Annotated in this window: 11 protein-coding genes; 7 read left to right on the top strand and 4 right to left on the bottom strand. The window is 34.9% G+C overall.

The genetic code is table 11. The features are described from left to right. The first annotated feature begins 1 nt into the window (after position 1). From J2Y38_RS04980 to J2Y38_RS04965, 4 genes are all read left to right on the top strand, one after another. Positions 2-1,111, top strand: a complete 1,110-nt coding sequence (locus J2Y38_RS04980) for a SusE domain-containing protein (protein ID WP_309840137.1) — start codon at positions 2-4, stop codon at positions 1,109-1,111. A gap of 88 nt (positions 1,112-1,199) precedes the next feature. Beyond that, entirely contained in the window at positions 1,200-2,585 is a 1,386-nt protein-coding gene (locus J2Y38_RS04975) for an alpha-amylase family glycosyl hydrolase (RefSeq protein ID WP_309840135.1), read from the top strand. A gap of 50 nt (positions 2,586-2,635) precedes the next feature. Continuing rightward, positions 2,636-4,816, top strand: a complete 2,181-nt coding sequence (locus tag J2Y38_RS04970; RefSeq protein WP_309840133.1) for a glycoside hydrolase family 97 protein — start codon at positions 2,636-2,638, stop codon at positions 4,814-4,816. A gap of 243 nt (positions 4,817-5,059) precedes the next feature. After that, positions 5,060-8,431: an Ig-like domain-containing protein gene (locus J2Y38_RS04965; RefSeq protein ID WP_309840131.1), complete on the top strand. Its 3,372-nt coding sequence runs from the start codon at positions 5,060-5,062 to the stop codon at positions 8,429-8,431. Between the two features lie 201 nt (positions 8,432-8,632). Here the strand turns inward: J2Y38_RS04965 and mfd are convergent, their stop codons facing one another. Next, entirely contained in the window at positions 8,633-11,998 is a 3,366-nt protein-coding gene (gene mfd / locus J2Y38_RS04960; RefSeq protein ID WP_309840129.1) for a transcription-repair coupling factor, read from the bottom strand. Then, a complete protein-coding gene (locus J2Y38_RS04955; protein WP_309840127.1) occupies positions 11,991-12,599 on the bottom strand; it encodes a hypothetical protein in 609 nt (202 codons plus the stop codon). The genes mfd and J2Y38_RS04955 overlap by 8 nt, the downstream gene beginning before the upstream one ends. Before the next feature lie 313 nt (positions 12,600-12,912). On the opposite strand from J2Y38_RS04955, the gene J2Y38_RS04950 reads away from it, so the two are divergent. The 3 genes from J2Y38_RS04950 to J2Y38_RS04940 all read left to right on the top strand — a co-directional run bounded on the left by J2Y38_RS04950 (position 12,913) and on the right by J2Y38_RS04940 (position 16,550). After that, positions 12,913-13,851 carry an L-threonine 3-dehydrogenase gene (locus J2Y38_RS04950; RefSeq protein WP_309840125.1) on the top strand — a complete coding sequence of 313 codons (939 nt, stop codon included), beginning with the start codon at positions 12,913-12,915 and terminating at the stop codon, positions 13,849-13,851. 172 nt (positions 13,852-14,023) lie between these two features. Continuing rightward, a complete protein-coding gene (locus J2Y38_RS04945; RefSeq protein ID WP_309840123.1) occupies positions 14,024-15,223 on the top strand; it encodes a DUF418 domain-containing protein in 1,200 nt (399 codons plus the stop codon). 124 nt (positions 15,224-15,347) lie between these two features. Beyond that, positions 15,348-16,550, top strand: a complete 1,203-nt coding sequence (locus J2Y38_RS04940; protein ID WP_309840120.1) for a DUF418 domain-containing protein — start codon at positions 15,348-15,350, stop codon at positions 16,548-16,550. 69 nt (positions 16,551-16,619) lie between these two features. Here J2Y38_RS04940 and J2Y38_RS04935 read toward each other — a convergent pair whose 3' ends face one another. Together J2Y38_RS04935 and J2Y38_RS04930 are read right to left on the bottom strand one after the other, a co-directional pair. Further along, positions 16,620-18,500, bottom strand: a complete 1,881-nt coding sequence (locus J2Y38_RS04935; protein WP_309840118.1) for a M1 family metallopeptidase — start codon at positions 18,498-18,500, stop codon at positions 16,620-16,622. A gap of 65 nt (positions 18,501-18,565) precedes the next feature. Then, complete coding sequence (locus J2Y38_RS04930) at positions 18,566-20,200, bottom strand: S8 family peptidase (protein WP_309840116.1); 1,635 nt, start codon at positions 20,198-20,200, stop codon at positions 18,566-18,568. Positions 20,201-20,414 lie beyond the last annotated feature (214 nt).

Here is a 20,414-nt window from a genome sequence, read left to right as displayed (position 1 = left end):
CATGAAAAAATATATCAATAAATTATTCTTACTTGGAAGTTTGGTTTTTTTAGCCGCTTCCTGTGAAACCGAAGGAACAGTAACGACACTGAAATCAGTAAATTTTCCTTCTGGAATTGAGGTATCATCTAATACAATAGTACTTAAAGAAGAGACTTCAGACCAAGCTGCTTTACTGGTTTCCTATCCAAAAGTAACCTTCCCAATTGCGGCGCCTGTGAGCTATGCCGTACAATTAGATTTGCCTACTGACATCAAAGGAAGTGAGGCTTGGTCAAAAGCAAAACGAGTTGAAGCCGGAGAAGATGTTTTAAGCAAATCTTTTACCGGATTAGAATTAAATAAAATTGCCTTAGACTTAGGATTAAAACCTAATGTTCCTGGAGAATTAGTAATTCGTGTAGAAGCTTCAATGGATCATAGAACGTATTCTAATCCTGTTACAATAACGGTAACTCCTTATTTGAAAACGGTTGTTTTTGGAGAAATCTATATGCCGGGAAGCTATCAGGGATGGGATGTAGGAACAGCTGCTGCATTAACCGAAATTCAATTAGGAGTTTATCAGGGTTACATGACTGTTGCAGAAGGCGCAGGTCCTGGATTTAAATTAAATAAAGGAAGAAACTGGGCACAATTTTACGGCGCAGGGGCTTCAAATAATGATTTGAAAAACATGAGCGATACTGATTTTGTACTTCCTGGTGCAGGTTCATATCAAATTAAAGTAAACACAAATACTTTAAAATGGTCTCAGACTCCTTATGCTTGGGGAATTGTTGGGCCAGCATCTGCAACAGCAGAACAAACGGCCGGTGATCCTAATTATGGATGGAATCATTCTGTACCAATGTCTTACGATCATGTAACAAAAACATGGAAAATAACGGCAAATTTACTGGCGGGTGCTTTAAAATTCAGATTGAATGATGCATGGACTGTGAATTACGGACCGGCAGATGCTTCAACAAACATCGTTAATCTTGATAACGGCGGAGCTTACACAATTGGTGAAGCCGGAACTTATGAAGTTACCTTTAAAATTGTTGAAACAGATCCGGCAAGTACGGGTTATCCAGCAACTGCAATAACTTCAATCGTTAAAAAATAACAAAAATTAAGTTTAGTTTGGTTTGAGTTTACCTGTCTTTTTACTTCGAAAGGCAGGTTACTTCTCAATCATTTAAAATATAAAAATTATGAAATTTAATATAAAATTTGTTTACGCATTACTGTTGGCCGTAGCATTTGTTTCGTGCAGTTCTTCTGACGATGATTCAGAAAAAACTCCCGAATCTCCATATACACAATATGGCGCTCCATTTGAAAAAATGCCAAAAAAAGAAGATGCAATAATTTATCAGGTAAACATTCGTGCCTTTAGTCAGGCCGGAACTCTAAAAGGAGTTCAGGACAGACTTTCTCAAATTCAGGAATTGGGAGCAAATGTTATTTATTTAATGCCTGTTTTCCCTGTTGGAAAAGAAAGGGCTTCTGGCGAATTAGGTTCTCCTTACGCTGTAAAAGACTATAAAGCCGTAAATCCGGATTTTGGAACTTTACAAGATCTTCAAACATTAGTTGAAGAAGCACACAAAAAAAACATGGCTGTTGTTTTAGACTGGGTTGCCAATCATACTGCTTGGGACAATGCATGGATTACACAACATAAAAACTGGTACCAGCAAGATGCTGCCGGAAACATTATAATTCCGCCGGGAACAAATTATAATGATGTAGCACAGTTAAATTTCGACAATACCGAAATGAAAGATGCAATGATTGATGCTATGTCTTACTGGGTTTACAACGCAAACATAGACGGTTTTAGATGTGATTATGCTGATTTTGTACCGAATAATTTCTGGGCAGATGCCATTACAAAATTGAGAAAAATCAAGAAAAACCAATCTATTTTAATGCTTGCCGAAGGATCAAAATACAATCACTTTGCTTCTGGTTTTGATTATACATTTGGTTTTAATTTCTTCAGTACTTTAGAAAAACTTTTCAAAGAAAACAAACCAGCAACTACAATTCAGGATTCGAATGCAACAGAATATGCAAACAATTATAATCCAGAAAACAGAGTTGTTAGATACACAAGCAATCACGACGTTAACCTTTCAGATGGAACTCCGTTGGAACTTTTTGGAGGTAAAAAAGGATCAATTGCCACTTTTGTTGTCGCTGCTTATTTAAAATCTGTTCCAATGATTTATAACGGACAGGAAATTGGATATGCGCAAAGATTAAATTATTTCGCAAAAACTCCAATTGACTGGTCAACCGCAGATAATGAAATGCTTGCTGAATACAAAAAAATCATTGCCTTTAGAAATACAAGCAACGCTATTAAAACAGGAACTTTTACAGGATACAGCACCAATTCAGTAAGTGCATTTACAATGATAAAAGATTCGGAAAAAGTTTTTGTACTTTCTAATTTGACCGATGCAACAGTAAAACATCTTGTTCCGTCGACTTTAAAAGGAAACTGGAAAGACGCTTTTACAGGAGCAGCAGTTACTGTTGGTGCAGAAATAACACTTCAACCTTTTCAATATATAGTATTGAAAAATTAATTCGAAAAAGCATCTTTAAATAAAATTAGATTTGCCAAAAACTAAATAACATGAATTTTCAATCCCAAAAATCATTGCTTCAAATTCGTTTGAGCAAAAAAACAGCGCTTTTATTTTTTGCAATCGTAAGCACGTTATGGCTTCACGCACAAGAAATAACTTCGCCAGACAAAAATCTTTCTTTAAAATTTGAATTAAAAGAAGGCGGAATTCCGTCTTACCAATTATCATACAAACAAAAAGCAGTTATAAAACCAAGTTCTTTGGGTTTAGAACTTCAAAATATGCCTTCGTTTTTGGATGGTTTTACCATTACAAACACAGCACAATCTTCTGTTGATGAAAATTGGAATCCGGTTTTAGGAGAAGAAAAAACAATTCGTAATCATTACAACGAATTGGTTGTCACATTAGCTCAAGCAAAAAACAACAATAGATTTATTCGTATTCGTTTCCGTTTATTCAACGACGGATTGGGATTTAGATATGAATTTCCAAAACAAAATGATCTAAGCTATTTTGTAATAAAAGAAGAACGTTCACAGTTTAATTTGGCTGGAAATCATAAAATTTTCTGGATTCCGGGAGATTATGATACCAACGAATATGCGTATACAACATCAAAAATTTCAGAAATTCCTTCGCTGATGAAAAAAGCTACTATCGAAATCAATTCGCAGTGGCCAATAAAAGAATTAGCAGTACAAACGCCGTCAATGATGAAATCAGATGATGGTTTATACATCAACATTCACGAAGCGGGATTAATCAATTATCCGGCAATGTATCTTGAAGTTGATGCCGTAAACAACAAAATGATTAGTCATTTGGCACCAGATGCAGTTGGTGCAAAAGGTTATATGCAGACCGATGCACAATCACCTTGGAGAACTATTGTATTAAGCGATAAAGCAACAGACATTTTAGCTTCAAAATTAATTCTGAACCTTAATGAACCAACAAGCTATAAAGATGTTTCGTGGATTAAACCGGTAAAATTCATCGGGATTTGGTGGGAATATTTTGTAGCAGGAAGAAGTACTTGGGCTTTTGGAAAAGAAAATAATGTGAAATTAACAGATGATTTTACAAAACTTACTCCAAACGGAAAACACGGAGCCACAACAGAACGTGCAAAAGAATATATTGATTTTGCTTCTAAAAATGGTTTTGATGCCATCCTTATCGAAGGCTGGAACATTGGTTGGGAAGACTGGATTAATAACTGGAAAGAAGAAGTTTTTGATTATGTAACAGCATATCCGGATTTTGATGTAAAAGCGGTTCATGAATATGCTGCCTCAAAAGGGGTAAAAATTATCATGCACCACGAAACTTCAGGATCTGCAACAAATTACGAACGTCGTTTAGATCGTGCTTTTCAATTTATGAACGACAATGGTTATGACGCTGTAAAAACAGGTTATGTAGGGAAAATTATTCCGCGTGGCGAACATCATGACGGACAATGGATGGTGAATCATTACATTAACGTAGCCAAACGTGCCGCCGATTATAAAATTATGATTGACAGCCACGAAGCCGTTCGCCCGACAGGTTTAAACAGAACTTTTCCAAACTGGATCGCTCAGGAGTCAGCGCGCGGCACCGAGTTTGAATCTATGGGAGGATTAGCTCCAGATCACACTACAATTTTACCTTTTACACGTTTAATGGGAGGTCCAATGGATTACACGCCGGGAATTTTCCAAACCGATCTTTCGTATTACGGGACAGGAAGTTCACAGCGAGTGAATACTACTTTGGTAAAACAATTGGCTTATTATGTAACCATGTACAGTCCGCTGCAAATGGCCGCTGATATTCCGGGGAATTATGAGCGTTTTCCAGATGCATTTCAGTTTATTAAAGATGTGGCTGTAGATTGGGATAACAGTTATATTTTAGAAGCTGAACCTGGAGATTACATTACAATTGCACGTAAAGCAAAAAGCAAAAACGAGTGGTATATTGGCGGAATTACAGATGAAAATGCAAGAACAGCAAACATTTCATTTGATTATTTACCAGCCGGAAAAAATTTCATCGCCACTATTTATGCTGATGCCAAAGAAGCAAATTGGAATCAAAATCCGCAGAAATATACCGTTACCAAAGTTGTTGTAAACTCAAAAAGCAAATTGAAGCAGTATTTAGCTCCGGGAGGAGGTACTGCAATCAGCATCAAAGAAGCAAATGCTGAAGAATTAAAGGGATTGAAAAAGTTATAGATTACTGAGTTTTTTTGCCACGAATTCACGAATTATTTACAATTTTTAGATTAAGAAATACGACCCTTAATTCTGAAAATTCGTGAATTCGTGGCAGAAACTTACGCTCATTTCTGAGCAAAAATTACAACTTTACTACTTAAAAACTATTAACCACAAAATGTTTGTCAAATTTAAAAACAATGCGAGTGAGAATGAATTTTAGTTAAGAAATGCTGACAAGCATGCAAAAAAACTATTATTATGAAAATCAAAATTACCACTAGATTATTTCATATTACGAAAACACTAGTCTGTTTTCTATTATTATTTGCAAGTTCAGTTTATGCACAAGATCCGGCTCAGTACGGAACGCCATTTGCAGGCGTACCAGATACACGAGATGTAAACATGTATCAGGTTCATATACGTCCGTTTAGTGCCAACGGAAATTTAGCCGGAGTAACCGCCCGATTAGATAATATAAAAGCACTTGGCACTAATGTTATTTATTTAATGCCAATTTATCCGCACGGTACAGATTCCCGAAGTTCAGCTTCGCCTTATTGTATTAAAGATTTTAAAGCCGTAGGATCAGAATATGGTTCTCTTGCGGATTTAAGAACTTTAGTCGATGGCGCTCACAGCCGCGGAATGGCTGTTATCTTGGATATTGCCATCAACGGAACTTCATGGGACAATGTTTGGACAGTTTCACATCCGGAATATTATAAACGAACCGGAACAACGATTCAGCAATTAGGAAACTTCTCTGATATTGCGGCGCTTGATCTTAATAATTCTGCTACACGAGCAGCTATAAAAGATGCTATGCGTTACTGGATTTTCGCAGCCAATATTGACGGTTATCGCTGCGATTATGCTAATAATCCCCCTTTAGATTTTTGGTCTGAAGTGAATTCAAACCTTAGAGGAATTTCTTCTCATAATTTATTAATGTTAGCCGAAGGAGACAGACAAGAGAACTTTCAGGTTGGTTTTGACATGAATTATGGTGACAGATGGTTTCATAGCGGTTTATATGACATTGCTAATGGAGGGCCTGTTTCTCAAAGGCTTCAGGACCAGTCTACATATGAGTATGCTAAAGCAACTGGAAATCAGCAAATCGTTAGATACACTGGAAATCACGATACTTACACAAATGATGATGGCGTAAGAAGACCAATTATTCCATTCAAAAGTCATAACGGAATCGTTGCTAATTTCTTAGTTTCGGCTTATATGAAAGGGGTTCCTTTTTTAATGAGCGGACAGGAAATCGACTACGAACCAAAAACAGATTGGCCTTGGACAAATTTTAAATTCAACTGGTCACAAAATCCAACTGCAGCGGCAGATTTCGCCAAAATCTTAAATTTCAGAACAACAAGTGCTGCCATCAGACGTGGAGATTTAACCACGTATGCAAATGATGATATCAGCATTTTCACTAAAACATTAGGTACAGAAAAAGTTATTGTAATGTCGAATTTGAGAAATGCTTCAAAATCGTATGTAATTCCGGCAGCTTTAGCAGGGACTTATGTAAATCCATATAACAATAATGCCTCAGTAACTTTAACAACAGGCGCGACAAGAACATTTGCTGCTTACGAATATTTGGTTTTAACCAATACAAATGCTCCGGTTGTAGCCGTTACAGGAGTTTCTGTAAGTCCAACAACGGTAACAGTTGGTTTAGGATCTACACAACAATTAAATGCTACAATTGCTCCGGCAAATGCAACAAACCAAAACTTAACATGGACATCAAGCAATACGGCTGTTGCAACTGTAAATGCGTCAGGTTTAGTTACAGCTGTTGCAGCAGGAACAACAACAATTACTGTAAAAACGGTTGATGGAAACAAAACAGCAACTTCCGCTGTAACTGTCGCTGCGATTCCAGTTTCTTCTGTAGCAGTTTCGCCAACTACAGCGAGTTTGTATGCAGGAAATACACAGCAGCTTTCAGCGACAATTTCGCCTGCAAATGCAACTAATAAAAATGTAACCTGGTCATCAAGTAATACTGCAATTGCAACCGTAAATTCAATTGGACTTGTAACAGCAGTTTCTGCAGGAACAGCAACAATTACAGCCACTACCCAAGACGGAAATAAAACAGCTTCGGCAACGATTACCGTAAATCCAAATACTAATTTTACGGTGTATTTCTATAAACCATCAAACTGGGGAACAGGAATTAAAATTTATTACTGGAATGCTCTTCCAACAGGAGTTTTAGCAGCTGTAAACTGGCCGGGCGTAAACATGACCGATGCCGGAAATGGATGGTACAGCTACACATTTACAAATGTAACGTCAACTAATTTAATTTTTAACGACGGAACAAACCAAACTGCCGATTTAAGCCGAAACAAAACAGGCTGGTACATGAATACAACTTGGTACGATTCAAATCCGGGAACTGTTGTTGCGGTTACAAGCGTAACTTTATCACCAACAACTTCAACATTATTGGTTGGCGCAACGCAACAATTAACTCCAACTGTTAATCCTTCAAATGCAACGAATAAAGCAGTAACTTATAGTTCAAGTAATACAGCTGTTGCAACAGTAAACAGTTCAGGTTTGGTAACTGCTGTCGCTGCAGGTTCTGCAACAATTACGGTTACAACTCAGGATGGGGCAAAAACAGCGACTTGTGCCGTTACGGTAAATGCATCAAATGTTGCGGTTACAAGTGTGAGTTTGAGTCCGAGTTCTGTATCATTATCTGTTGGAGGAACACAGCAATTAACGCCAACTGTTCTTCCGGCAAATGCAACAAACAAATCTGTAAATTATAGTTCAAGTAATACTGCTGTGGCAACTGTAAACAGCTCAGGTTTGATTACGGCTGTTGCAAACGGAACAGCAACTATTACGGTTACAACCGTTGACGGAAGCAAAACTAGTACATGCGCCGTAACCGTTTCGACTTCAACGGGAGGAAATTATTACACTATTAAAAACAGATGGACAGGCGCCTATTTATCTGATGCCGGAGCAAATGTTGGTTATGGAACTACAGTTTCTGGTAACAGCTACAAATGGCAGAAAATAGCGATTGACGCTACTTATTTCGTTCTTAAAAATGTGGCAACTGGTGAATTAATGAATATTGAAAGCCAAACCGGAACAGTTCAATCTAATATAACAGATACTACTTTCTGGAGCGCGCAATGGTCTAGCGATTATATCGACGGAACTTGGGTTCGCTTAAGAAACAGATGGCAGACTGGAAATATTATTCATGTTGAAAACCAAACAGGTTCTGCACAATACGGAAATTCGCAAGACGGCTGGTACAGCGCACAATGGCAATTAGAGCCAACAACAGTTGGAACAGGAAAATCTGCCCTAACCATTAATGAAGTTTCAGAAACCGAAAAAGTAATTGGTATTTATCCAAATCCGGCAACGAATAATGAATTTCATGTTTTATTACCAGAATTAGAAAACGGAGATTCTGCTGCAATTTCTGTTTCAGATATAAACGGAAGAACGGTTTTAACCGAAAGACTTTCAACATCAGGAAAAATCGATCATCGTTTAGCTTCGGGAATTTATATTGTAAATATTGTTTCTAAAGATTTTAAAGTGACTAAAAAACTGATCGTTAAATAATTCTGTTTTAGATTAAAACTAAATGACGTATGATAATCTCATACGTCATTTTTTATTTTATTTTGCCACTAATTCCACTAATTAGCACGAATTTATTTTTAAAATTTTTGCCACAGATTAAAAAAATCATTTAAATCCTTTTAATCTGTGGCAAAAAAAAGAATTAGTGGAAATTCGTGAAATTCGTGGCAAACTTTATATTTACTCCTCAAACAATTCCATCAGCTCCAAAGCTCGTTTAATCGACTTCACATTCTCAAAAGTCAATAACAAACGTAATCCATTCACAGTCTGTTTTTCTTTCATTTTGCAAAGATTGCTATGCTTCTGAACGAAGTTTAAAACATTTCTAAACTTCACCGATTGGTAATAATCTGATTGCTGATCTGAAACGAAATAACCAATCATTTTGCCTTGTTTCAAAACTAATTTCTCGATTCCGACTTTCGTGGCAATCCATTTTATTCTGATGCTGTTTAACAATGAAATAGCTTGTTTTGGCAAAGGTCCGAAACGGTCAATCAGTTTTCTTTCGAATTCCTGTAAACCAGCTTCATCTTTTATCGCACCTAATTCGCTATATAAAACCAAACGTTCCGAAACGTTATTGATATATTCATCTGGGAATAAAAGCTCAAAATCGGCATCGATTTGAATGTCTTTTACGTATTCTTTTGTGTCGATATTATTTTCTTCCGGATATAAATCCTTGAATTCGTTTTCCTTCAATTCTTCAATCGCTTCGTTCATGATTTTTTGGTACGTATCAAAACCAATTTCGTTGATGAAACCGCTTTGTTCTCCTCCTAATAAATCTCCAGCTCCACGAATTTCAAGATCTTTCATCGCAATATTAAAACCGCTTCCCAATTCGCTGAATTGTTCCAATGCCTGAATACGCTTTCTGGCATCTTCGGTCATTGATGAATATGGCGGACAGATAAAATAACAGAATGCTTTTTTGTTACTTCGTCCCACACGGCCACGCATTTGATGTAAATCAGACAATCCGAAATTATTGGCGTTGTTAATGAAAATCGTGTTGGCATTTGGAACATCCAAACCACTTTCAATAATTGTGGTTGCCACCAAAACATCAAAATCTCCGTTCATGAAACCTAACATCAGTTCTTCGAGTTTGGCTCCATCCATTTGTCCATGACCAATTCCGACTCTTGCATTTGGAACCAAACGCTGAATCATTCCTGCCACTTCTTTTATATTTTCGATTCGATTATTGATAAAGAAAACTTGTCCGTTTCGTTGAATTTCATACGAAATCGCATCACGAATAATCTCTTCATTAAAACCAACGACATTAGTTTCAATAGGATAACGGTTTGGCGGAGGCGTTGTAATTACAGATAAATCGCGCGCCGCCATTAATGAAAACTGAAGCGTTCTCGGAATTGGCGTTGCTGTTAATGTCAATGTATCAACATTTGCCGCAATGGTTTTTAATTTATCTTTTACGTTAACTCCAAACTTCTGTTCCTCATCAACAATCAATAAGCCTAAGTCTTTAAAAACTACATTTTTGTTTACCAATTGATGTGTTCCAATTACAATATCGAGTTTACCTTCGGCTAAATCTTTTAAAGTCTGCGTTTTTTGTTTTGCCGTTCTAAATCGGTTTAAGTAACCAATTGTAACTGGCATATCTTTCAAACGTTCAGAGAAAGTTCTATAATGCTGATACGCTAAAATCGTAGTCGGAACCAAAACTGCAACTTGTTTGCTATTGTCAACCGCCTTAAAAGCAGCACGAATTGCAACCTCCGTTTTTCCGAAACCAACATCGCCACAAACCAAACGATCCATTGGGCGATCGCTTTCCATATCGGCTTTTACTTCTGCTGTAGATTTAGTTTGATCTGGTGTATCTTCATAAATAAACGAACTTTCTAATTCGTTTTGAAGATAACTATCAGGCGCAAATTGGAAACCTTTTTCTAAACGACGTTTTGCATACAACTGAATCAAGTTGAATGCAATATGTTTGACTCGCGCTTTGGTTTTTTGTTTTAAAACTTTCCAGGCGTTCGATCCTAACTTATAGATTTTTGGAGGCGTTCCGTCTTTTCCGTTGTATTTGGAAATTTTATGAAGCGAGTGAATGCTTACATAAACAATATCATTATCGGCATAAACCAGTTTTATAGCTTCCTGCGTTTTGCCTTCCACCTGAATTTTCTGCAATCCGCCAAACTTTCCAATTCCGTGATCAATATGCGTTACATAATCGCCAACAGAAAGTGCGGTTAATTCCTTAAGCGTAATATTCTGTTTTTTAGAATATCCATTTTTGATGTTGAATTTATGATAACGCTCAAAAATCTGGTGATCTGTATAAGCCGTTATTTGATTTTCTTCATCAATAAAACCTTGGTACAAAGGCAGTACAATGGTATTATATTGCTTTCTGATATTTTCAGAATTAGCTTCATCTAAAGATTCAAAAATATCATGAAAACGTTTTGCCTGCGTTTCATTCGAACAGAACAAATAATTTTTATATCCGTTAAAATGATTGTCGCTCAAATTATTCAATAACAAATCAAATTGTTTGTTGAAAGATGGCTGAGGCTGAATATGAAATTCGAATTTTTTAGTGGTTTTGAAAATTGGTTTTGAAGCCAATTCAACAATCGAAAAATCTAAAGCGCGTTTTATGAACGAACTTTGATTTAAAAATAATTGCTCCGGTTCTGCGTGTTTTATTTCTTTCGAAAGTTTCCCAAAAGCTTCTTCTGCTCTTGCAAATTGTTTGTCTAACTGACTAAAAAGTCCGTCGGTATTTTGAATAAATAGTACCGTTTTCTCAGCAATATAATCTAAGAAACTTTCGCGGTTTTCCTGAAATATTTTGTTTTCAACATTCGGGATAATCGTGATTTTTTTGTGGGTTTCTACAGAAAGCTGCGTTTCAACATCAAAACTTCTGATACTGTCTACTTCATTTCCGAAGAATTCAATTCTATACGGATGATCGTTTGAAAAAGAAAATACATCGACAATTCCTCCACGAACCGAAAATTCTCCGGGTTCTGTAATAAAATCAACTCTTTTAAACTCGTATTCAAACAAAACTTCGTTGATAAAATCAATCGAAATTTTATCGTTAAGCGCTACTTTTAAAGTGTTTTTATCTAATTGCTGACGTGTAACGACTTTTTCAAAAAGTGCTTCGGGATACGTAACAATTATCGCCGGTTTTTTTCGGGAATTTATTCGGTTTAAAACCTCAGCACGGAGCAAAACATTGGCATTATCAGTTTCATCAACTTGATATGGACGACGAAATGAAGCGGGATAAAACAAAACATCTTGTTCGCCAATCATTTGTTCCAGATCGTTTAGGTAATACGCCGCTTCTTCTTTGTTGTCTAAAACAATCAAAAAAGGCAGTTCTGTTTTCTTAAAAACAGAGCGTATTACAAAGGAAACTGCAGATCCCAGCAAACCTTGAAGGTGCATTTTTATCTGATTTCCTTCCAGTAAATTGGCTGCAATTTGCTGCGCTTTTGGCAAATTGTCGTATATCGTATATAAGGCGTTTTTACTCAACTCTTGGTAAATTTTGATCTATTGGAGGCGCAGAACTTGGGATTGCGCGGGTTGTGTCTAACATTTTAAGGAAATCAGCTTCTCCTTCTTCTTTTGGAATTTTGGCCTTTTCGACAATTTTATCCATTTGTCTTTCTAACGAAACTAACTCCTTGTTTATTTCACCAATTAAAAAAGCAACTTTATCATCTGGAATTTGATTTAAATGAATAAATAAATCCATCATTTTGACTTTGGTAATCAAAATGGCAATTCTCGCTTTTATTTGCGGCTGATTAAATTGTGACGGAATATTATTGTTTAATGCTATCGCTTTTTTAGAAATCGCTGTTGATTTTTTTTGAAAAGCGCCAATAGTTTTTCTCGGCTTGTCTCCTATTTCTTTTAGGAAATCACGCCACTCTGTCCAACCTTTTACATTTTGTTCAGAAACCTCATTTATTGGTTCGTCTATAAAAATCCAGGCTTTATTGATATTGTTAAAGATTTTTTCGTTCTTTTTAGCTTCTTTAGCATTTTCGGCAAGACGCTTTTCATTCTCATTTTGACATGATTGAAGTACAAAAATCAAGAGTAAAAACAGCGCTATTTTATATTTCATTTGATAAAATGTTAGGGTGCAAAGTTACGAAGTAAATTTACAATTACGAATTGTGATTTATGCCAAGAAACTTTTAAAATTCATATTATTTTTTGCCACAGATTTCACAGATTAAAATGATTTTTTTGATTAAGTTTTGAGAAAATAATCCATTAAATCTGTGGAATCTGTGGCTAAACTTTATCTGCTTTAACTTTTTGAATAGTGAATAATCTAAAAAACGCTCTTTATCATTGTTAATTTTATAATTTAATGTTTGAAAAAACGTTGATATTTGCGAAAACGTTATATTTGCAACACTAAATCTAAACAAATGAATCCAAAAATATTAATCATTGGCGCCTGCGGTCAGATTGGAACTGAACTGACGCAAAAACTGCGTAAATTATACGGAACCGAAAATGTGATCGCTTCTGATATTCGAAAATTAAATACTGATGTCGTTAATTCAGGACCTTTTGAAGTGGTTAATGCTTTAGATTTTAATCAAATAGAACATTTGGTAGAAGTTCATAAAATTACCGATGTTTATTTAATGGCGGCTCTTTTGTCTGCTACGGCAGAAAAAAATCCGGCTTTTGCCTGGGATTTGAATATGAATTCACTTTTTCATGTTTTGAATCTGGCGAAAGCTAAAAAAATCCAAAAGATTTTCTGGCCTTCAAGTATTGCTGTTTTTGGGCCTACAACTCCAAAAGAAAATACGCCGCAATACACGATTATGGAACCTTCAACGGTTTATGGAATCAGCAAACAAGCGGGAGAAAGATGGTGCGAATATTATCATAATATTTATGGTGTTGATGTTCGCAGTATTCGTTATCCGGGTTTAATAAGCTGGTCTACTCCTCCGGGCGGAGGAACTACAGATTATGCGGTTGATATTTTTTATAAGGCTATTGCCGATAAAAAATACGAGTGCTTTTTATCATCTGAAACAAAAATGCCGATGATGTATATGGATGATGCAATTGAAGCAACTATCAATATTATGAAAGCTCCGGCAGAAGAAATTAAAATACATTCTTCATACAATTTAGCGGCTATGAGTTTTACTCCAACAGAAATTGCTGCCGAAATCAAAAAACATATTCCTGAATTTGAAATTACTTATAATCCGGATTTCCGTCAAAAAATTGCGGACAGCTGGCCGGCAAGTATTGACGATTCTTCTGCAAGAGAAGACTGGAACTGGAATCATAAATTTGATTTAGAATCAATGACTAAAGACATGATTGATCATTTGAGTTAATCTGAATATACTTTATACCAAGCGTGCTATTTAAAAAAATACTTTTAAAATAGCACGCTTTTTTTATGATAGGATTTTGTTCCCTGCTTAATTTTCTTACTTTTGATTGCATTAGAATAATTTCGAAATTATCTAAAATCATCAATCAAATCACAACGAAATCGTTAATCAAATGACAAATTCTTATCATCCTGTTGAGCAAGGCAAAAGAACTGCTATTTTGGATATTCTTCGTGGCTGGGCTTTATTAGGTGTTGCCATTGGCAATTATTCCGGTTATATGCGCATCGGTATTCCGCACGAAACCAAGAATAATCTTGTATCTAATATACTCTCCTATTTTGATGAGTATTTTTTAGCTGGAAAATCCTGGACTTTACTAACTGTTTTATTTGGTTATGGTTTTGCTATCTTAATTCATAACGTTGCTGCAAAAGGCAAAAATCCTGTTACCTTTTTTACATGGCGAATGTTATTGCTCTTTGGTTTGGCTTTTATAGATTCTAGTTTTTGGTTTGGCGACATCCTAAAAGATTATGCCTTTTTAGGACTTATATTATTATTATTTTACAAAAGTTCAGCAAAAACACTGGGTTATATTTCAGCAATTCTTATTCTTTTTATTCCATTTTTAATGGCCTATATTAAAGGTTTAAACATTGAAAGAGTGTCCATTATTACAAATCCGGAATATTTAAAACTATATCATTCTGGAAACTGGCTGGACTTCTTTAAATTTAATCTATTCGCTAATTTCTATCAGCAAATCATTGCTCCCGGCTATGCCATTGTAGCGCATACTGTAATGCTGGGGTGTATGCTTTTTGGTGCTATGCTTCAAAAATTAGATTTTTTTAATCGTTTGAAAGAAATGAAAAAACTTTTAATTTATGCACTTATAAGTAACTTGTTTATTGCTGTTATATTAGGCGTTGTTTCTTACTTTGCGACCGAAAATAAAGCTGAATTTCTTAATTACTTTCATCCTTATTTTTGGTTTATTATAAGTACAATGATCTTTATTGTATCGGGAATTATTTTACTTTACGATGCTCAGAAACTAAAAACAATATTCAGATATTTTAGTGCTGGCGGAAAAATGACATTAACCAATTATATAACTCAAAATATTTTAGGAGCCTTTATTTTCTCCGGAATTGGTTTCGGAATTGCGGATACTATGCCTTATTGGTTTTACTTTTCATTAGCGGCTTTTGTATTTATCGTTCAATTATTTATAAGCAAATGGTGGCTTTCAAAATATAATTATGGCCCAATCGAATGGTTATGGAGATCTGCCAGTTATCGAAAATTATTTCCACTTAAAAAGAAAATAGAATCGGATATTATTTCGGAAGTAAGCACAGTCTAAAGCAACAATTCTGAATTTATCTCGGGATTTCACATAATGTTATAAAAATTGATTTCTAGATTATTTTCTTACATTTGAATACATTAAACCAAAACATTTATACCCCAAAAAACCATTTTAATTTATGACAAATTCATTTCAACCTATTCAGGAGGATAAAAGAACCGCTATTGTAGATATTTTACGAGGCTGGGCTTTATTAGGAGTTGCAATAGGTAATTATGTTGATTTTCGATACATTGGATTAGAGCGTTTTATAATGAAAAAAGGGATTTTTTCTGAGATTATCAGCTATTTCAATCTCTACTTTTTTTCTGCTAAATCCTGGACTTTGTTAAGCATTTTATTTGGTTACGGATTTGCCGTTCTTATTAATAATGTTGCCGAAAAAGGTAAAAATCCTTTTTCCTTTTTTTGCTGGAGAATGTTTATCCTTTTCATTTTTGCTTTTATAAATTCTGCTTTTTGGCTTGGAGATATCTTAAAAGATTATGCTTTTCTAGGGTTACTGCTTTTGTTCTTTTACAGAAGTTCTCCAAAAACAATTTTAATAATGTCTGGAATTCTTCTTTTATCTGTTCCGTTTCTTAGTGCTTATATTAATTCGATAAAACAAACATTACCCGATGTGCAGTCTACTGCTAAATATTTGAAACTATTTTATTCTGATAATTGGCTGGATGTATTTCAATTTAATTTACTGGGAACTTATTATCAGGAAATGATTAGTCTTGGTTATGCCATTACGGTTCATGTTGTGATGTTTGCGCTTATGCTTTTAGGTTTTTACGCTCAAAAAATTAACTTTTTTAATCGTTTGCCCGAATTTAAAAAACTATTAAAAAAGACTTTTTTAATAACGCTGGTTCTGGCAATAATTGCAGGTATTCTTTTTGAAATTGCGATTAAACAAAAAGTGACTTTCCCGATTTTTCATCCTGTTTTTTGGATCATAATAAATACAATGATATGTATCGCGTCTGGAATTTGTTTATTGTATACTATCGGAAAACTGAAAACCATTTTTAGTTATTTTAGGGTGAGCGGTAAAATGACACTGACAAATTACCTAATGCAAAATATTATTGCGTGTTTTCTTTTCTCCGGAATTGGTTTCAAAATTTACAATACGCTGCCTTATTGGTTTTATTTTTTCTTAGCCATTTTTGTTTTTACAATTCAGTTGTTTATAAGCAAATGGTGGCTTTCAAAATTCAATTATGGCCCTGTTGAATGGTTATGGAGAGTTTTAAGTTACAGAAAAATGTTTCCTTTAAAAAAGACGGCACAAAACGATATTGTAACGGATATAAAACCTGTTTTATAGATTTATAACTAAATAGAAAAGCCCTTAAAATTAATTTTTTAAGGGCTTTTATTATTTTATCAAAGTTGATTATTTCACTTCAAAAACATTATTTGCAGGTTTTACATCAGCCATTAATCCGCTTGGATCAATTGTGATTTTTTTGATTGCTGTTTTGTTCTTGTCAATTGTAAAACTGTAGTTTGACATTGCCCAAGCCCAATCCTCTACAACTGTTCTTTTTTCGTTCGGGTTTGGATTTGGTTTAATGAAATTCATCATTCTTAACGGAATGTAGAAGTTTTCAGAAGTTCCATCCGTATAATCCACTTTTAAATCAATTGGCATTGGCATTCTTCCAATTCTTTCTAAAGTAATGGTTGTTTTTCCTGAATTATCAGCAACGTCTTTAATTCCGTAATCAATTGTATTAGCAGTTTGTGCCCAATCAATTAAATACCAATCTAACTCTGCTCCAGAAACTCTTTCTGCCGTTCTTTTAATGTCGTTTGGAGTTGGATGTTTGAATTTAAAATCGTTGAAATATCTTTTTAAAGTTGCATCCAGGCTTTCTTTCCCAATTACATATTCTAATTGTGCTAAAAAGATACATCCTTTTACATAAGATGAAATACTGTAAGGACGATTTTCATCGTAACGATCTCCGTGCGTTGTCTGTGGCTGTTCTTTTCCAGAATTTACTAAACTGTAATATGCTGCATAAGTTCCTTTAAACGGATTTGCTTCTTTTTTATCTCCTTTTAATTCATTCAAAGCACTGTCTTCAATGTAAGTTGTAAAACCTTCGTCCATCCAAGGATGTTTTGATTCGTTTGAAGCTAAAATATGCTGAAACCAAGAGTGTCCTAATTCGTGAGTTGCAGTTCCAAGAATTCCTTCAAGGGTTCCGTTTCCTAACATCAAAGTACACATTGCATATTCCATTCCGCCGTCGCCGCCCTGAATAAAGGAGTATTGTTTATAGGGATATGCTCCAACTCTATGGTTGTAATAATCCATTACTTTTACCATTAAAGGCTCTAACTGTTTCCAGTTTGCAGTTGTTTTTTCATTGTTTTTGTAGAAGAAATGCAAATCGACATCATTTGGTCCTTTTACAATATCATGTGTATATTCTTTATCAGCTGCCCAAGTAAAATCGTGAACATTTGGTGCAATAAAATGCCATGTTAATGTTTTTGCTTTTTTTGGATAAACAACTGTTACACCAGCATCTTCATAACCGTGACCAATTGAGTTTTTGTCTTGTAAATATCCAGAACCTCCAATTGTATAGTCTTTATCGATTGTAATTTTTACATCAAAATTACCCCAAACACCGTGAAATTCTCTTGCAATGTATGGATCTGCGTGCCATCCTTCAAAATCAAATTCGGCTAATTTTGGATACCATTGTGACATTGAAAGTTCAACACCTTCAGAATTGTTTCTTCCAGAACGACGAATTTGTACCGGAACCTGACCATCAAAACCTAAAGTAAAAGTAGTTTTTGAATTTGGCAAAATTGGTTTAGGCAAAATCACTTCTAAAATAGTTCCTGAAACTCTTGTCTGCGCTGAAATTCCGTCTTGTTTGAAATCAGAAATTTTTAAATACCCAATTTCATTAGGTTTCAAAGATTCAATACGGCTTTGTTTTACTTCTTTTCCGTCAGCAGTTTTTACTTTATTTACCATTCTTCCATCTGGATCTTTGATAAAATGCAGACGTGCATCCATTTCACTTCCCGGCTGAAAAGCATTTGGGAATAAATGATAAAACACTTTTCTTAATGTATCAGGAGAATTATTGGTATAAACCAATTCTTGTTTCCCTTTATACTGATAGTTTTTTACATCCATTGAAACCTCCATTTTATAGTCGGCATGCTGCTGCCAATATGGGGTACTTTGGGCAAAAGAAGCGTTTAAACCTAAACTCAAAAAAGAAAGTAAAATAATTTTTCGCATGTTAATTTAATAATGAAAATGGAAGAGCTGTGGCTCTTCCATTGGATTAGTATTCTATATATTGTTTATTTCTTCGACATTTTTTCAGCCATTAATAAAGCGTTATAAGCATTTACCATTTTTGCTGTTTTTGATGATTCTGCAGAAGAAACTGCAACTGGTTTTTCATTTGGATTTTCGCTTGTGCCAAGAACTACATTTGCAGGAAGTGCAACACCAGAATCCATTAAAATTTTCTTAACCTGAGAAGCTTTTAATTTTGGATAATAAGAACGAATCAAAGCTGCAACACCTGCCGCATTTGGAGACGCCATTGAAGTTCCCTGTAAGTATTTGTATTTGTTGTTTGGAACAGTTGCATAAATTTCTTCACCCGGAGCAAAAACGTCTACATTTATTTTTCCGAAGTTTGAAAATCCTGCCACGACAGTTTCTCCATATTGTTTGTTAATTGCTCCAATTGTGATAACGTTATCTGCAAATTCCTTGATATTGTCCTGAGAATCGTTTGGATAATTGATGTTTTTTGTTTCGTCAATATTGTAACCATCGTTACCTGCTGCGTGAACAATTAAAACGTCTTTTTTTGCTGCATATTTAATCGCATCGTAAACCCATTGTTTGTGTGGAGAGAAGCTTTTTCCAAAACTTCCGTTGATTACTTTTGCACCATTATCAACCGCATAACGAATTGCAAGAGCGATATCTTTATCATATTCATCCCCATCTGGAACTGCTCTTACTGTTAAGATTTCAACATTGTTTGCTACTCCGTCTCCACCTAAATTATTACCGCGAACCTGCGCAATGATTCCGGCAACGTGAGTTCCGTGAAGTGCTTTTTCTTTGTCCGGACCAAAAACAATATTATTTCCATAATGGTTGTTTTTAATGTCTTCTGGATTATCGCCTACCACTTTTCTTCCGTCAAACTCTTTGTTTAAGTTATAGTTTAACTGATCGTAAACTTGTTCTCTGTATTCTTCAAAATCAGCTTCAGGATCAAAAGTTGGTCCTGCATTTGTAAAAATTTGAGTCATAATCATTTTACTTCTTGCCACTTTTGGATCTGTAGAAGTAATCGCTGCTAAATCTTCAATTTTGTATGTTGTTTTATTAAGCTCTTTTTTGATTGTTGCATGAACATCCAGTAAAAAATCTACTTGTTCTTTATCCTTTAAAGCTTCTTCATATTTTTTAGTATATTGTTCTAAAGCTTGTTTATATTCTGCAGAACCGTCGTCTTTCTTTTTAATGATACGGGTCATTTCAAGATTTTCGGCAACAGCATTTCCAAGGAAATTCCATCCGTGAACATCATCAATGAATCCGTTTTTATCGTCGTCGATTCCGTTTCCTGGAATTTCTTTTGGATTAGTCCAAATCATTCCTTTAAGATCTTCGTGCTCAATATCAACACCAGAATCAACAATTCCTACAATAACTTTTTTACCTGTTTTTCCCTGAAGTAATTCGGCGTAAGCCTTATCAACACTCATTCCCGGAATAGAATCTTTTATTAAATCAAGATGACTCCATCTTTTTAATTCATTTTCACTAACCGGAGCTTTTTTTACAACTGCTTGAGGCGCTGTAATAAATTCTTTAGAAGTTGAAACTTGCGCTTGTAAAGTAGCGCTGCAACCTGCTAAAACAAGTAATGCAAAAGCAGATAATTTGAGAGGTTTTATATGACTCATGTATCTAGAATATAATTGTAAAGTTAAAAGATGCGCCTAAATTATGCTTTTTTGTTACAAAAAGCTAACTGTTAACACTGTGTTATGAAATTATGTCTGTTTTTAAAAAAAATAATTTCCTTCTGATAAGATATTTATTACTCATTCAATATTTTTTTTAATACGGCTTCCCGTAATAAAATCTGAAATGATTATCGTATTATTGTGCCGTCAA

Source organism: Flavobacterium sp. 2755 (genome assembly GCF_031455715.1).
Classification (GTDB): domain Bacteria; phylum Bacteroidota; class Bacteroidia; order Flavobacteriales; family Flavobacteriaceae; genus Flavobacterium.
Note: the sequence above shows the minus strand (reverse complement) of the source record. Positions and strands in the feature narration are given on the sequence as shown.

Excerpts from the sequence above, each read along its gene's own strand:
- J2Y38_RS04980 (WP_309840137.1), top strand. The coding sequence starts at position 2 with ATGAAAAAATATATCAATAAATTATTCTTACTTGGAAGTTTGGTTTTT.
- J2Y38_RS04975 (WP_309840135.1), top strand. The coding sequence starts at position 1,200 with ATGAAATTTAATATAAAATTTGTTTACGCATTACTGTTGGCCGTAGCA.
- J2Y38_RS04970 (WP_309840133.1), top strand. The coding sequence starts at position 2,636 with ATGAATTTTCAATCCCAAAAATCATTGCTTCAAATTCGTTTGAGCAAA.
- J2Y38_RS04965 (WP_309840131.1), top strand. The coding sequence starts at position 5,060 with ATGAAAATCAAAATTACCACTAGATTATTTCATATTACGAAAACACTA.
- J2Y38_RS04955 (WP_309840127.1), bottom strand. The coding sequence starts at position 12,599 with ATGAAATATAAAATAGCGCTGTTTTTACTCTTGATTTTTGTACTTCAA.
- J2Y38_RS04950 (WP_309840125.1), top strand. The coding sequence starts at position 12,913 with ATGAATCCAAAAATATTAATCATTGGCGCCTGCGGTCAGATTGGAACT.
- J2Y38_RS04945 (WP_309840123.1), top strand. The coding sequence starts at position 14,024 with ATGACAAATTCTTATCATCCTGTTGAGCAAGGCAAAAGAACTGCTATT.
- J2Y38_RS04940 (WP_309840120.1), top strand. The coding sequence starts at position 15,348 with ATGACAAATTCATTTCAACCTATTCAGGAGGATAAAAGAACCGCTATT.
- J2Y38_RS04935 (WP_309840118.1), bottom strand. The coding sequence starts at position 18,500 with ATGCGAAAAATTATTTTACTTTCTTTTTTGAGTTTAGGTTTAAACGCT.
- J2Y38_RS04930 (WP_309840116.1), bottom strand. The coding sequence starts at position 20,200 with ATGAGTCATATAAAACCTCTCAAATTATCTGCTTTTGCATTACTTGTT.